Raw genomic sequence first — 13,222 nt, forward strand, 5'->3', positions numbered from 1 at the left:
TCGCGTTTTCCCAGCCGCGAATTCATTCGCCCGGCGGCCGGCGCGCGGAATGCACCTGCTGAGCACAGATCGCGCTGCACCCGTCCGCGAAGGCGGACTTCGCGTTTTCCCAACCGCGAATTCATTCGCCCGGCGGCCAGCACGTGGGGCTGCACCTGCTGAGCAGATCGCGATGCACTCGTCCGCGAAGGCGGACATCGCGTTTTCCCAGCCGCGAATTCATTCGCCCGGCGGCCGGCGCGCGGAATGCACGACGCCTCGTAATGACGGTCTTTCTCGCGTTGAAGCTCGCGCCGAAAGCCTGTCGGAGCGGGATGAATTCTCCCCTTTCTCCCGCGCAGCGGGGGAGAGGGGCCGGGGGAGAGGGGGCCCGTCGGGCGCCAGTTCGATGCCGTTCGTCGAACCACGTAACGAGCGGCAACCCCAACCTCCCCCAAACTTGGGGGAGGTGCGAGCCTAAGCGAGCGGAGGGGGCGTGCCCGCCGAAGCGCCCCGATCCCTCCCCTACCTCACCCCAGCCCCATCCGCCGCTTCATCTCCGCAAGCCGCGCGTCCACCTCCGCCTCGCGGTTGGAGGGCGGGGGCGGCGGGGGGCGGTCCAGGTCCGAGAGCTCGTCGAGCGCCTCGCTGTAGGCGACGTCGGTCTCGATCTTCTCCGCGGCGCGGCCGAAGTCGTCGAACGCGCGCGCGTTGGCCATGCCGTCCAGCCGCTGGCCGCTCTGCGCGCGGCGAATCTCGTTGAGCAGGGCGAAGCGGTTGGCGTCGGCCTCCTTGTAGCGCCGCATCATGTCCTGCACCTCCTGCGCGCGCAGCTCGTGCTCGGCGCGGGCGGCGCGGGCCTTGTCCTCGAGCACGGCCACGCGCCTGCGGTGCCGCTCGGCGAACTCGGCGGCGATGCGCACCGTCTCGGCGTCGTTGATGCGCTCGGCCAGGCCGCCGCGGCGCACGGCGTCTTCCAGCGCCTTGCGCTCGCGCGCCAGCTCGGCGTCGGCGGCGCGGACGGCGTCTTCGTACAGAGGAAGGGATGCGCGGGCGTCCACCATCTCACGGCGCATGCCCGAAAGCAGGCCGGCCACGTGGTCCTCGGGATCACGCCGGCCCAGCTCCGCCAAAAAGGCGTCCCACGCGCTGGAGAACAGGTTCTTGAGGTCGTTGATCATCCCCCCAAGGTAGGCACGGGGCGGCCCGCGGGTCAACGCGTGCGCGGGGCGGGTCCGATTGTTGCTTTTGCCGGGCCGCAACGCGCTTTCACCTGTGGAATCCCAGCGATGTCCAAAGCCGAGCCGGCGGTCTTCGATTTCCCGACCATGCGCAACCTCAGCAAGGAGGAGCGCAAGTCGGTGACGCACAGCGAGTTCTGGATTCCGGAGGACGAGCGCCAGCTGTACAAGCGCGCCCTGAACGCGCTGAACGAGGCGGGCGTGCCGTGCGTGGTGGCGGGGGCGTACGCCATCTACGAGCACACGGGCATCATCCGGCAGACCAAGGACCTGGACCTGTTCCTGACGCCCGAGGCGGTGGTCCAGGCCATGACGGTGCTGCGCGAGGCGGGGTTCCTCACCCGGCTGGAGCAGTCGCACTGGATCGGCAAGGCCATCAGCCGCGACAACCGCGACCACTTCATCGACATCATCTACGGGATGGGGAACGGCCTGGCGCTGATCGACGAGGACTGGTTCCGCCACAGCAGCCCGGCCATCCTGGCGGCCACGCAGGTGCGCGTGGCGCCGCCCGAGGAGCTGATCTGGCACCGGCTGTTCATCCACGAGCGCCACCGCCACGACATGGCCGACGTGGCCCACCTGATCCTGTGCGTGGGCCACCTGATGGATTGGAAGCGGCTGCTGGCCAAGACGGGCGAGAACTGGCCGCTGCTGCTGTCGCAGCTGCTGATGTTTCGCTACGTGTATCCGGGCTACCGCGACCAGGTGCCGCAGTGGGTGCTGCAGGAGCTGCTGGGCCGCGCGGGCCAGTCGGCGCAGCAGCACTCGGCCGAGGGCGACGACCACGACCTTACGCGCGGCACGCTGATCTCGCGCTTCTCGTTCGCCATCGACGTGAACGAGTGGGGGTTCCACGACCTGCGCGACGAGAAGATCCGGGCCATGAAGGCCCACCCGGAGATCCTGAAGCTGGAGTCGGCCGACGTGTGGGACGAGCGGGCGGACCACGAGGACGACCCCTCCGGCGTTCCCGAGACCCTGGATACCGAGGAATGACGGACGGACGGAACGGCGGCGGGCCGCGGGACGAGCCGGTGGCGTTCGGGCGGCGCAGGGAGGACCGGGCCGGGCGCGTGGTGCGCGTGGCGGCGGTGGGCGACTTTCACTGCGGCGAAAAGGACGGCGGCCTGTACCGCGACCAGTTCGCGAAGGTCAACGACCAGGCCGACGTGCTGCTGCTGGCGGGCGACCTTACGCGGCGCGGCACGCCGGCGGAGATCGACGTGGTGCTCCGCGAGCTGCAGGACGTGCGCATCCCCATCCTGGCGGTGCTGGGGAACCACGACCACGAGAGCGGCCAGCCGGAAAAGGTGAACGAGGCCCTGCGCACCCGCGGCGTGCACCTGCTGGACGAGGCGCCGTTCGAGCTGAACGAGCACGTGGGCTTCGCGGGGGTCAAGGGCTTCATGGGCGGGTTTGGCCGCTACACGCTGACCGCGTTTGGCGAGGGAGAGACCAAGGCGTTCGTGAACACCACGCTGGAAGAGGTGCAGAAGCTGGAGTACTCGCTGCGCCGGCTTTCGACGCCCATCCGCGTGGTGCTGCTGCACTACGCGCCCATCATGGAGACGGTGATGGGCGAGCCGGAGCAGATCTTTCCGTTTCTGGGCAACGACCGCCTGCTGGAGCCCATCGACCGCTTCAACGCGGCGGTGGTCTTTCACGGCCACGCGCACCATGGCACCTTCTCGGGCAAGACGCCGGCCGGCGTGCCGGTGTTCAACGTGTCGATGGTGCGGGTTCGCGAAGACACCGGCGCCGAGCTGTTCTACGTGCACGAGATCCCCATCCCCGCCGACTCCCCTGGCGCGGAATCGGAGCCGGAGCCCGGGGTGGAGACGCCCGAGACGGCGGCGCGGTAGGGAAGAAGAAGTGCGTGAGTGCGTGAGTGCGTGAGTGCGAAAGTGGGGCGGCCCCTGGGTGAGGGGCCGCCCCTTCGCGTTTGGGCGGGTCCCGGGCCGCCGCTGGTTGAAACCCGCGGCTGAAAGGGCCACGAGCCCGGTCTCGGCTCGTTGCACTCGCCGAACCGGGCTTCAACCGCTCGCACCCAACGACCTCTCCACGTAGCTCGGACCCTGACCGCACGAGCAGGTGAAGCCCCGCCGGGCGAGCTCCGCGAGCCCAGGGCGGGGCTTATGGCATTTCTAGCGTGCGGCTTTAGCCGCTCGTGCTTTTAGCCCGTGCGCCCCCCACCCGCCCCACCCCTTCACCCCTTCACCCCTTCACCCCTTCACCCTTTCACCCTTTCACCCTTTTCACCCCTTCACCCTACCGCAGCCGCCGGTCTTCGCCGATCAGGCTCTTGTGAATGCCGACGGCGGCGCGCACGCCCTCGGCCGCGGCGCGGATGGCCAGGCGCGAGCCGGGAACGATGTCGCCGGCCGCGTACACGCCGGGGACGGTGGTCAGGTGGTCCTTGTCGATCTCCAGGATGCCGTCCTCGTCCGCATCGCACCCGATGTCGGCCGCGAACGAGGCGCCGGGGCCGCTGGCGATGTGAAAGAACATGGCGTCGAAGTCCTCGGTGCCGCCGTCGTGAAAGACGGCGCGCCGCAGCCGGCCGCCCTCGCCCTCCAGGCAGTCGATCACGTCCTCGCGCACCGGGATGTTCCACCGCTGCAGCGCGTCGCGGGCCTTCTGCTCCATGTCCGGCGGATGGCCGTGGGTGAGCACGGTGATCTTTTCGGTGAAGGTGAGCATGTACATGCAGTACGCGGCGATCTGCCGCCCCCACCCGATCACCCCCACCTTGCAGTCGCGCACGCTGGGGCCGTCGCAGTCCGGGCAGTGCCAGATGCTGGTGCCGTAGAACTGCTCCAGCCCCGGGATCTCGGGGACGATGTCCTTGAGCCCCGTGGCCAGCAGCAGCCGCCGCGCCCCGAACACCCGCCCGTCCTCCAGCGTCACCCGGAAGTCGTCCTCCCGTCCCTCGACCGAGAGGACGACGGCGGCCTCGTACTCCGCGCCGGCGTCCTTTGCCTGCATCCGCAGCGTCTCGCGCAGCTCCTGCGGCGAGATCTCGGGGAGCCCGGGATATCCGTGCACGGCCCAGGTGGCGGCGTTGCGGGGGTCCTCCGCGTCGAACACGCGCACCGTGCGCCGGTAGCGCGCCAGCCACAGCGCCCCCGACAGCCCCGCCGGCCCCCCGCCGATCACCACCACGTCGTACTTGCCGCCGTCGGTCATTCACCCTCCACGCTGCGTAGATCCACGAATCACGAGGCCGCGGCGAAGTGCAAGCGCCGCGCCCCTCGCCCGCGATTTGCCGTGCAGTCCGCAAACCGTATTCTGTATCCCGGTTCCGAATCAACGGACGGCCCCGCGCACCGGGGCCGCGCATCACCCCCTGCGGAGGCCTTGCCCGTGGTCCGACTGTCGACGCTGCTGTTCCCCGCCCTGCCGGCACTCCTTGCCGCGGCGGCGCTCCAGGCCCAGGCACCGGCCGCCGCCGGCGCGGGCCCCGGCGGCGAGAACCCGCGCATCCACGAGATCGTGCGCGCGGTGGACCCCGCGCGCATCGAGAGCGACGTGCGGCGGCTGGCCGGCTTCGGCACGCGGCACACGCTGAGCGACACGGTTTCGCCCACGCGCGGCATCGGCGCGGCGCGGCGGTGGATCTTCGCCGAGTTCCAGCGGATCTCGCGCGAGTGCGGCGGGTGCCTGGAGGTGATGTACGTGGGCGACGTGGTTCCCGGAAACCCGCAGTCGCGCATTCCCGTGGACACGCGGGTGGTGAACGTGGTGGCCATCCAGCGCGGGCAGACGGACCCGGGGCGCTACGTGATCATCCAGGGCCACTACGACTCGCGGGTGACGGACGCGATGGACGCCACCAGCGACGCGCCGGGCGCCAACGACGACGCCTCGGGCACCTCCGCCGCCATCGAGGCGGCGCGGGTGCTGTCGAAGCACCGCTTCGACGCCACGCTGGTCTACGCGGCGCTGGCGGGCGAGGAGCAGGGGCTGAACGGGGGAGCGATCCTGACGCGCCACGCGCAGCAGAACGGCTGGCGTATCGCGGGCGTGCTGAACAACGACATCATCGGCAACACGCGGGGGATCGGCGGACAGGCGGGGAACACGACGATGCGCATCTTCGCGCCGGGAATCCCCCCCGAGGCGCCGGCGGCGGACATCCGCCGCTACCTGTACAGCGGCGGCGAGCTGGACGTGCCCAGCCGGCAGCTGGCGCGCTACGTGGACCGCACGGCCGACCGCTACGTGCCCGACCTGGACGCGCAGATCATCTACCGGCTGGACCGCTTTGGCCGCGGCGGCGACCAGACGCCGTTCTTCCTGGCCGGCTACCCGGCCATCCGGCTGACGGAGATGTACGAGGACTACACGCGCCAGCACCAGGACCTGCGCGTGGAGAACGGAATCCACTACGGCGACGTGCCGGACGCGGTGGACTACCGCTACACCGGCCGCATCACGGCGCTGAACGCGGCGGCGATGGCGTCGCTGGCGTGGGCCCCCGCGGCGCCGGACTCGGTCACCATCCGCGGCGCGGTATCCGCCAACACCACGCTGCGGTGGCAGGCGGTGAACGCGCCGGACCTGGCCGGCTACCGCCTCTACTGGCGCCAGGCCACCTCGCCCACGTGGGACTACTCGCGCTGGGTGGGGAACGTCACCGAGGCCACGCTGGAGGGCGTGATCATCGACAACTACTTCTTCGGCGTGGCGGCGGTGGACCGGGAGGGCAACGAGAGCCTCGTCGTCTTCCCCGCGCCGGGACGGTAGGAAGAATCCTGGAAAAGAACAATCGTACAGAGGAACAGAGTCAGACAGAGGAAGCGATCTGAAATATCATCTCGCTTCCTCTGTCTGACTCTGTTCCTCTGTACCCCAAGGTGTTGTTTTCCCCGATTTCGGTATCAGGGCTGCGGTACGGGCTGAGGGACCGAGTCCGGAGCAGGGACGTCGGATGCCGCATCGTCCGGGACGTCGCCGCCCACCATGGGGCGCAGGCGGTCGGTGGCGCGGCGGATGGCGGGACGGTTGCGGCGCACGTCGGTGGCGGCGTCGTCCAGGTCGTCGTCGCTGTAGATGACGTGCGGGGTGATGAAGACGAACAGCTCGAAGTCGTTGTTGCGCCACTGCCTGCGGCCGAACACGCCGCCGATCAGCGGGAGGTTGGAAAGGAAGGGGATGCCGCCGCTGGTGCGGTCGCGCTGCGTCCCCGCCAGCCCGCCCAGAACGGCGGTGTGCCCGTCGCGCACCAGCAGCTGCGTCTGGATGGCGCGCGTGCTGATCACCGGCGCGTTGATGCCGCCGCCGGCCTCGGCGTCGGTGGCGCTGTTCACCTCCTGCGTCACCGCCAGCTGCACGTAGCCGTCGGCGCTGATGGTGGGAAGCACGCGCAGCGACGTCCCCACGTCCTTGTACTGCACCACCTCGTCCAGCACGCCGCCGTCGGTGGAGCGCTGCACCTGCACGAACGGGCGCTGCTCGCCCACCACGATCTCGGCCTCTTCGTTGTTGGCGGCCAGCAGCAGCGGGCGGTCCATGATGACCACGTTGCTGCGCGACTCGCCCGCGCGCAGCACCAGGTCCAGGTCGATGCCGCCCAGATTCAGCGCGCGGACCACCAGGTCGCCCAGCCCGCCGCTCACCGTGGAGCCGCCCACGGTGGTGTTGTCGGAGCCATTGACCGCCACGTCGCCCACGGTGGCCTGGATGCCGTATCCCAGGGTAAAGTCGCGGCGCACGTACGCCACGGTGGCCTGGATCATCACCTGCAGCGGACGCACGTCCACCTGTTCCACCGCCGCGCGGATCAGCGCGAAGTCCGCCGCGCTGGCGCGCACCAGCAGGCTGTTGGTGCGGCTGTCGGGGACGATGACCACGTTGCCCTGCAGGTCGCCCGAGGGGGCCGCGGCGGTGGCCACCGGCCCCTGCTCGCCGTACGGGGCCACGCGGTTCTGGTTCAGCTGATCGTTCAGCGTCCCCCGCCGCGCGCCGATCTCGCCCAGGGCGCCGCCGCGGCCGTAGAGCGCGTTCACGGTGGCCGCCACGTCCGCGGTGCGCGCGTGGCGCAGGCGGATGACGAACAATTCCATCCCGTTGGCGCTGGCCAGCGACGTGCCCCCGCCCTCCCGCGGTCCCGGATACGGCGGCGGCACCTGCCCCTGGCCGCCCGGCTGCGCGCCGGTGGCGCGGATCTCGTAGCTCCCGCTCTGGCCCTCCTCCATCACGTACCCCTGCCCCGCCAGCAGCGTCCGCAGCAGGCCGGGAATGTCGGCGCGGGGGACGGGGCGCGGGCTGGTGAAGGTGACGCGCTGGTTGCCGATGGAGCCGAACATCACCGGGCGGTCCAGGTACTGGCTGAGCGCCTGCACGGCCGCGCGCAGCTCCACCTCCACCAGGTTCACGTTCACCCCCTGCGCGCCCTCGGACACCAGCGGCTGCGCGCGCAGCGGCGGAGCGGCGAGACAGAGCAGGGCGAGGAGGAGGACTCGGACGATGTGTGTCACTGCCATGGCCTGCGTACGGGAAGCCTCCAGGTGGTGTCGGGCGACGCCACCACGACGACGGTCTGCGTGATCTCGCGGATGCGCAGGTCGCCCAGCACGTCGCCGCGCTTTACGACCACGGCGCCCTCGCGCCCCGGCACCCCCTCGAGCATGGCCTGCCAGGGCGGGCCGATGATGCCGGACACGAACAGCTGCGGGCGCGGCGGCGGGGGCGGCTCGTACGGCGGCGGCATCATCCCCGGCATCCCGGGCATCATCCCCGCCCCGGGCTGGTTGAAGCCCAGCGGCGCGGGAACGCGGTCCAGCCGAAACGGGTTGCCGCCCGCTACCGACTGCGCCGCCGCCTCCAGCCGGTCCCGCGGAACGCGCCGCGGCTCCGCGGGCGTGGCGGTGAGCGCGCTGGGCGGCGCCTGCACCTCCGGCTCCGCGCGCCGCCAGCGGGAGATGCCGAGGACCAGGGCGAGAAGGGCCAGGATCCACAGGATCATCTCCATCCGCCGCCCCTTCACGGCGCCGCCTCCGCCAGCGAATCGACGAACATCTCCACCGAGTCCGGCTCCATCTCCGCTCCGCCATCCGCCGAAGCGGAATCGCGCGGCACCGCATCCGCCTTCGCCAGGGCGAGCCCCTCGACGGAGATCTCCAGGCGCAGCGCCTCGGGCTGCTCGGCGGGGCCGCCGGGGGCGGGCTGGGTGATGGAGAGGGCGCGCACCGCCAGCAGCTCCGGCGCGCCCTCCAGCATCGCCAGCAGGCGGGTGATGGCGGGGAGGTCGCCGGTGCCGTCCGCGCGGACGGAGATGCGCATGAAGGTGCCGGCGGACGCGGTGTCGGGCCGCACCTGCACCGAGCCGATCTGCACCCCCGCGCGCGCCGCCGCCCCGCTGACCAGCGACGCCAGCGCGGCCCCGGACGCGGCGGTGGACCCGCCCTCCAGCACCCCGGAGCCCAGGGTGATGAAGCGCGCCTTCCGCGCCTCCAGCGAGTCCAGCGCGGCGGGAAGCAGGCGCACGATCTGCTCGGCGCGCGCGGCCTCCGTGGCCATCTTTTCGGCGGATGCGCGGGTGCCCGCGTCCCAGCGGCGCCACGCGGGGAGGCCGCGGCTAAAGAGGACCAGGAGGAGGATGACAATCGCGCCGATCGCCAGCGTGCGCCGGTCGCGGTCGGAGACCTGGCCGATCACGGCGCCGCCTCCGTGCGCGGCCGGGCGCGGCGCTCCGCGTCGATGCCGAAGCGGATGGTGACGCGCTCCAGGTCGCGCCCGGCCAGCGCCTCGCGCGTCACCGGCCCCACGATCTCCGGCGCGACGATGCCGGGCACCTTTTCCAGCGGCTGGACGACGGCCGCGGCCCGCGGAGCCAGCGCCACCACGCTGCCGTTGGCGGTGTCGGCGGTAAAGGCGACCACGGCGCTCCCCTGGGGCAGCGCGGCGGTCAGGTCGGCCAGCAGCAGCGTGGGCGAGTAGCGGTCCGCGTCGAAGGCGGCGGCCTCGGCCAGCGCCTGCGTCACCCGCTCCAGCTCGCGCTCCGTGTCCGACGCGGCGCGGCGCCGGTCCTGCACGGCGGCGATGCGGCCGGCGGCGGCGTCTTCGGCGCGCATGGCCTTGATCGCGGGGGCGACGGCGGCAAAGAGGAGGGACGCGGCCAGCGCGCCGCCGGCCAGCGCCATCCGCCAGCGGGGAACGTCGTCCGCGCCGGCGCCGGTGGCGCGCAGCACCATCGGCTCGTAATCGGGGAGCGACGCGGCGCCGTACGCGTCGGCGAAGCGCCAGCCGTGCTCGCCCAGCCGCGCCAGCGCGGGGACTGCCTCGGGCGGGGCGCCGGCCGGCGCCTGCGCGGCGGCGATGCGGCGGACGGACTCCAGCTCGCCGCCCTGCAGGCGCACCTCGGCCACGGAGCCGCCGTCGGGCCACATCAGGTGCGTGTCCACCAGGGCGCGCCCCAGCACGGCTACGGCCGGGACGAAGCGGTCCACGCGCACGCCGGCGGAGCGGCACCCGGTTTCCACGGCACGCACGGCGCGCTCATCCAGCGCGGCGGCCCACACCGTCCCCGGCGCGACGATGCGCACGCCGGTGGTGGCGAGGGGAACGCCGTTGCGCAGGAAGAACTTTCCGCTCCCCTCGCGGACCATCTGGGCCAGCAGCTTGCCGTCTTCCAGCGGCGGCAGGCCCGCGATGCGCCGCGTCTGCGCCAGCGAGGGCCCGAGGGCGACGACGACCTTCGGGCGGGGAAAGCGCGGCAGCGGCGCGGTGGCGAGCAGCTCGGCGATGGCCGCGGAGAGCGAGTCTCCGGGGCCCACCTCTGCCTCCGTCGCGGCGACGATGCGCCCGGCCTTCAGCGCCACGGCGCGGATGCGGTCCGCGCCCACGGCAATCCCCAGCGAAACAGCCATACCCTCTCGAGAACTCCTGTACGTCCCACGTGGACGATCAAACGTGCGATGTCACCACTGAATCAGCAGAAATGCCGTGGAGTGCAGCCCACGCGGTGTGTATGAGAATTTTTTTGAGGCACACCTATCCCGCCATCCACCCGACCACGGGCTTCGCCATTCCACAACCCGCGCCTCCACCAGGTGGCTTCCTGAGTACAGCAACGCTCCAAGCCCTGTACGAATGGAACAGCGCTGTCATTCCCGAGGCCCGGCCACGCTGTCCCCATACGCTCGCGCCGCAGGTTGCAGGGCCGAGGAATCTACCGTCGGCCCGCGCGAGGCCAGACGCGGCAGCCCGCGCCATCGCCGCGGCGGCGCAACCGCCAGTCAGGGCCAGTCCGGGGCGTGGCGGCAGGCCACGAGGAAACGGAAAGTAGATTCCTCGGTCGCGCACCGGGTCTGGCGTGGAGGACGGCTCCGCGCGGCGCTCCCTCGGAATGACAGATTGGGGTGCGTGCCTATAACGTTTCGATCACCGAATGCGCCGCGCAGATCCTGCCGACCACCACAATCCGAAGCGCCGACGGAAGGATCTCGCCGGCACGACCGCGGGGCTGGCGCTGCATCGTGAAGCCGGCCCCGCAGTGGGGCAAGCGAGGTCCTTCGGTCGCGCGCAAGCGGTGGGGTGGCTTACGGTTTCGTGCGGGCGCTCCCTCAGGAAGTCAATGTTTCGCTTGTGGCTCCAGGGGTCGGCAACAACCCTCTATCGGACTCTCGGCAGCCACGGGGATCGGCCACCTGCGCCGCACCCGGCCCAACCTCCACCTGCCGCGCGTCTTTACCGCGCCTTCCCACACGCGCTGCAACTCGAATGGCGAGGCGCACACCCCAGTGTCGCCTCAGCTGCCGGGGCGTGCGCAAAGTGCGGCAAAAGACGCGCGGCAGGGGGTCCGGGAAGCTGGCGCCGGTGAGGCTCCGGCCGGCACCGTGGATCCCTCAAAAAAATTCTCATGAGATCCTGCCGCGCTACGATCCCTCTACCGGTCCCGACGCTGCCGCACAGCCGCTTCGACCGGCCGTCGAACAGAAGGTTTCCTCATTCCGTCCATGTCCGGCGGCGGACGATGGCGGCGCGGTCGCCGGCACGCACCAGCCGCACTTCCAGCACGCTGATCGCCGGCGGCACGCCCACCGCGCCGCGCGCGGTGACGATCCACGCCTCCGGCTCCGTGACCACCGCGCCTACCAGCTCCGGAAAGCGCCGCAACGCCTGCTCGCGCGCGGTGGGAGAGAGCGAGCCGACGAACGCCGCCAGGTCCGCCACCCGGTCCCCCCGCAGCCGCATCTCCCCCATCCGCGCCGCCGCCTCCGGCCCCAGCCCAGGGAGCGAGGCCAGCACCGCGGCGCCCGCGTGCGTCAGCGGCACCCGCCCCGGCTCCGCGGAAAGGATCGTGTCGATCCCCGGCAGCGCATCCATCCCGCGCACCCGCGGCACCTCCCGCGCGTCCGCGAACGGCCCGTTGCGCGGGAGCGGAAGATGCCGCGCGCGATACCACTCCGCCTCCGCGCCAAACGGCCGCGCCGCGTCGTCCGCGTCGCGCCAGTCGGCCAGCGCGTCCGCCAGCGAGTCCGCCCCCGCGGCCGAGCGCCCCAGCGCCACGAACAGGCGCCGCAGCGTCTCGTCATCCGCCGCGTTCACGTCCAGCGCGGCACCCGCGGCGCGCAGGTGGACGGTGCAGTCCATCCCCGCCAGCGCCGGGGACTCCGCCACCGCGCGGTCCATCCGCCCCCACACCGCGGCCCCCGGCTCGTTGCGGGCCGCGATCAGCGCGTCGGTGATGGCCGCCCGCGCGCGCTCCAGGCACGCCTCCGCCCGCCACGCCGCCACGCTCAGGTCCGCCCGGTTGCGCGCCGACGCCACCGCCTCGCGCGCCGCCAGGTTCGCCGCCAGGCCCAGGGCGGAGAGGCCGACGAGGATCCAGAGGACGGAGATCAGGGCGAAGCCGTCGTTTAGGGAATAGGGAACAGGGAATAGGGAATAGCGGGATGGATTCCGCGTATCGTCCGGCCTCCCGGCGGTTCCTCCCCGCGGCGTCATCCGCGCTCTCCGATGCGGATGATGGTGGTATCCCCGTCCACCACCACGCCGAACGCGATGGGCGCGGTGATGCTGGCACCCCACGACGTCACCCAGCTTCCGCCCTCCGCCGCGTCGCGCAGGTAGAGTATCTCGCCACTTTGGAAGCCGCGGCGGACCGGGATCATCTCGCCCGTGGAAAGCCGCAGCGCCAGGGCCTTGGCGCCCTCCAGGTCGATGATGCCCAGCGACGCCTGGCACCGCTCCAGCCAGCCGTCCGGCACCTCGCACCACGAGTGGAAGCGCGCACCCTGCGGCTCGCCCTCGAACCGCACCTCGCGCTGCGGGTCCGCCGAGATCTCGAGCCGCCCGGCGATGGACCGCAGCAGCGCGTCCGCGTTGGCCTCGCGGTCCGCCTGCTCCGCCGCCGCGGTGATGCGGTCCGCATCGTCCGCCACCTGCCCCAGCATCGCCCGCGCACCCACCAGCACCACGCCCATCACCACCAGGGCCACCATCACCTCCACCAGCGTAAAGCCGGCGGCGCCGCGGGTGCGCGCCGGATGCGCCAGCCGCGCGCTCACGGCGCCTCCGCGGGCGGCTGGCCGGACGGCGGCTCGGGGATGGGCGGCAGCTCCGGCTCCGGCGGCTCCGGGCGGTAGAGCGTGGTGCGCAGCAGCTCGCGCGTCACCGCACTGTCCGTCAGCACCACCTCGTACAGCGTGGGCGTGGGGCGCTGGATGAGCAGCTTCCACGCGCCCTGCGGCCGCTCGCCCAGCCGGCGGTCCAGGTCGTCGCGCGTCCACAGCGCCACCGCCTGGAAGAACGCGTTCGCCTCGCGCATCTCCACGTCCGCGATGCGCGCGCGCCGCACCGCGTCCGTGCTCTGGCTTACCAGCGTGACCGCCGCGGTCCCGGCGATGGCCAGGATCACCACCGCGATGATGGCTTCCAGCAGGACGGCGCCGGAACGGCAGTGCGAAAGTGCGTGAGTGCGTGAGTGCGGGAGTGCGCGTCCACGAAAGCTCAGGGCTACGACCCGGCTCCCGCTCCACGTCCCTCGCAAACGC

12 protein-coding genes are annotated in these 13,222 nt (G+C 71.9%); 3 read left to right on the forward strand and 9 right to left on the reverse strand.

From position 1 onward, the window contains the following. Positions 1-509: 509 nt before the first annotated feature. Positions 510-1,160, reverse strand: coding sequence for a hypothetical protein (locus tag VGC13_RS00035; RefSeq protein ID WP_331123132.1), 651 nt, complete (start codon positions 1,158-1,160; stop codon positions 510-512). Between the two features lie 108 nt (positions 1,161-1,268). On the opposite strand from VGC13_RS00035, the gene VGC13_RS00040 reads away from it, so the two are divergent. Continuing rightward, a complete protein-coding gene (locus tag VGC13_RS00040; RefSeq protein ID WP_331123133.1) occupies positions 1,269-2,219 on the forward strand; it encodes a nucleotidyltransferase family protein in 951 nt (316 codons plus the stop codon). Beyond that, entirely contained in the window at positions 2,216-3,085 is an 870-nt protein-coding gene (locus tag VGC13_RS00045; protein WP_331123134.1) for a metallophosphoesterase family protein, read from the forward strand. The genes VGC13_RS00040 and VGC13_RS00045 overlap by 4 nt, the downstream gene beginning before the upstream one ends. A 406-nt stretch (positions 3,086-3,491) precedes the next feature. Here VGC13_RS00045 and VGC13_RS00050 read toward each other — a convergent pair whose 3' ends face one another. Beyond that, complete coding sequence (locus VGC13_RS00050; protein ID WP_331123135.1) at positions 3,492-4,409, reverse strand: NAD(P)/FAD-dependent oxidoreductase; 918 nt, start codon at positions 4,407-4,409, stop codon at positions 3,492-3,494. Between the two features lie 177 nt (positions 4,410-4,586). Between VGC13_RS00050 and VGC13_RS00055 the strand changes: the two genes are divergently transcribed. Then, positions 4,587-5,969: a M28 family metallopeptidase gene (locus VGC13_RS00055; protein ID WP_331123136.1), complete on the forward strand. Its 1,383-nt coding sequence runs from the start codon at positions 4,587-4,589 to the stop codon at positions 5,967-5,969. 134 nt (positions 5,970-6,103) lie between these two features. Here the strand turns inward: VGC13_RS00055 and VGC13_RS00060 are convergent, their stop codons facing one another. The 7 genes from VGC13_RS00060 to VGC13_RS00090 form a co-directional block, all read right to left on the reverse strand. Continuing rightward, a complete protein-coding gene (locus VGC13_RS00060) occupies positions 6,104-7,708 on the reverse strand; it encodes a type II secretion system protein GspD (protein WP_331123137.1) in 1,605 nt (534 codons plus the stop codon). Beyond that, complete coding sequence (locus VGC13_RS00065) at positions 7,699-8,196, reverse strand: hypothetical protein (RefSeq protein WP_331123138.1); 498 nt, start codon at positions 8,194-8,196, stop codon at positions 7,699-7,701. The genes VGC13_RS00060 and VGC13_RS00065 overlap by 10 nt, the downstream gene beginning before the upstream one ends. An 11-nt stretch (positions 8,197-8,207) precedes the next feature. Further along, positions 8,208-8,882 carry a type II secretion system protein GspM gene (gene gspM, locus VGC13_RS00070; protein WP_331123139.1) on the reverse strand — a complete coding sequence of 225 codons (675 nt, stop codon included), beginning with the start codon at positions 8,880-8,882 and terminating at the stop codon, positions 8,208-8,210. Continuing rightward, positions 8,879-10,093, reverse strand: coding sequence for a hypothetical protein (locus VGC13_RS00075; RefSeq protein ID WP_331123140.1), 1,215 nt, complete (start codon positions 10,091-10,093; stop codon positions 8,879-8,881). Before VGC13_RS00075 ends, gspM begins: the two co-directional genes overlap by 4 nt. Before the next feature lie 1,078 nt (positions 10,094-11,171). Then, positions 11,172-12,173: a hypothetical protein gene (locus VGC13_RS00080; RefSeq protein WP_331123141.1), complete on the reverse strand. Its 1,002-nt coding sequence runs from the start codon at positions 12,171-12,173 to the stop codon at positions 11,172-11,174. Then, positions 12,170-12,736 (reverse strand): prepilin-type N-terminal cleavage/methylation domain-containing protein, encoded by a 567-nt coding sequence (locus VGC13_RS00085; protein WP_331123142.1) that lies wholly within the window; start codon positions 12,734-12,736, stop codon positions 12,170-12,172. Before VGC13_RS00085 ends, VGC13_RS00080 begins: the two co-directional genes overlap by 4 nt. Next, positions 12,733-13,089: a hypothetical protein gene (locus VGC13_RS00090; RefSeq protein ID WP_331123143.1), complete on the reverse strand. Its 357-nt coding sequence runs from the start codon at positions 13,087-13,089 to the stop codon at positions 12,733-12,735. Before VGC13_RS00090 ends, VGC13_RS00085 begins: the two co-directional genes overlap by 4 nt. Positions 13,090-13,222: the final 133 nt, after the last annotated feature.

This window comes from Longimicrobium sp. (assembly GCF_036399255.1).
Taxonomy (GTDB): Bacteria; Gemmatimonadota; Gemmatimonadetes; order Longimicrobiales; family Longimicrobiaceae; genus Longimicrobium.

What these genes read in the sequence shown, in the direction of transcription:
- VGC13_RS00065 (WP_331123138.1), bottom strand. Translation starts at nt 8,196, where the DNA reads ATGGAGATGATCCTGTGGATCCTGGCCCTTCTCGCCCTGGTCCTCGGC.
- VGC13_RS00050 (WP_331123135.1), bottom strand. Translation starts at nt 4,409, where the DNA reads ATGACCGACGGCGGCAAGTACGACGTGGTGGTGATCGGCGGGGGGCCG.
- VGC13_RS00035 (WP_331123132.1), bottom strand. Translation starts at nt 1,160, where the DNA reads ATGATCAACGACCTCAAGAACCTGTTCTCCAGCGCGTGGGACGCCTTT.
- VGC13_RS00060 (WP_331123137.1), bottom strand. Translation starts at nt 7,708, where the DNA reads ATGGCAGTGACACACATCGTCCGAGTCCTCCTCCTCGCCCTGCTCTGT.
- VGC13_RS00075 (WP_331123140.1), bottom strand. Translation starts at nt 10,093, where the DNA reads ATGGCTGTTTCGCTGGGGATTGCCGTGGGCGCGGACCGCATCCGCGCC.
- VGC13_RS00080 (WP_331123141.1), bottom strand. Translation starts at nt 12,173, where the DNA reads ATGACGCCGCGGGGAGGAACCGCCGGGAGGCCGGACGATACGCGGAAT.
- VGC13_RS00040 (WP_331123133.1), top strand. Translation starts at nt 1,269, where the DNA reads ATGTCCAAAGCCGAGCCGGCGGTCTTCGATTTCCCGACCATGCGCAAC.
- VGC13_RS00045 (WP_331123134.1), top strand. Translation starts at nt 2,216, where the DNA reads ATGACGGACGGACGGAACGGCGGCGGGCCGCGGGACGAGCCGGTGGCG.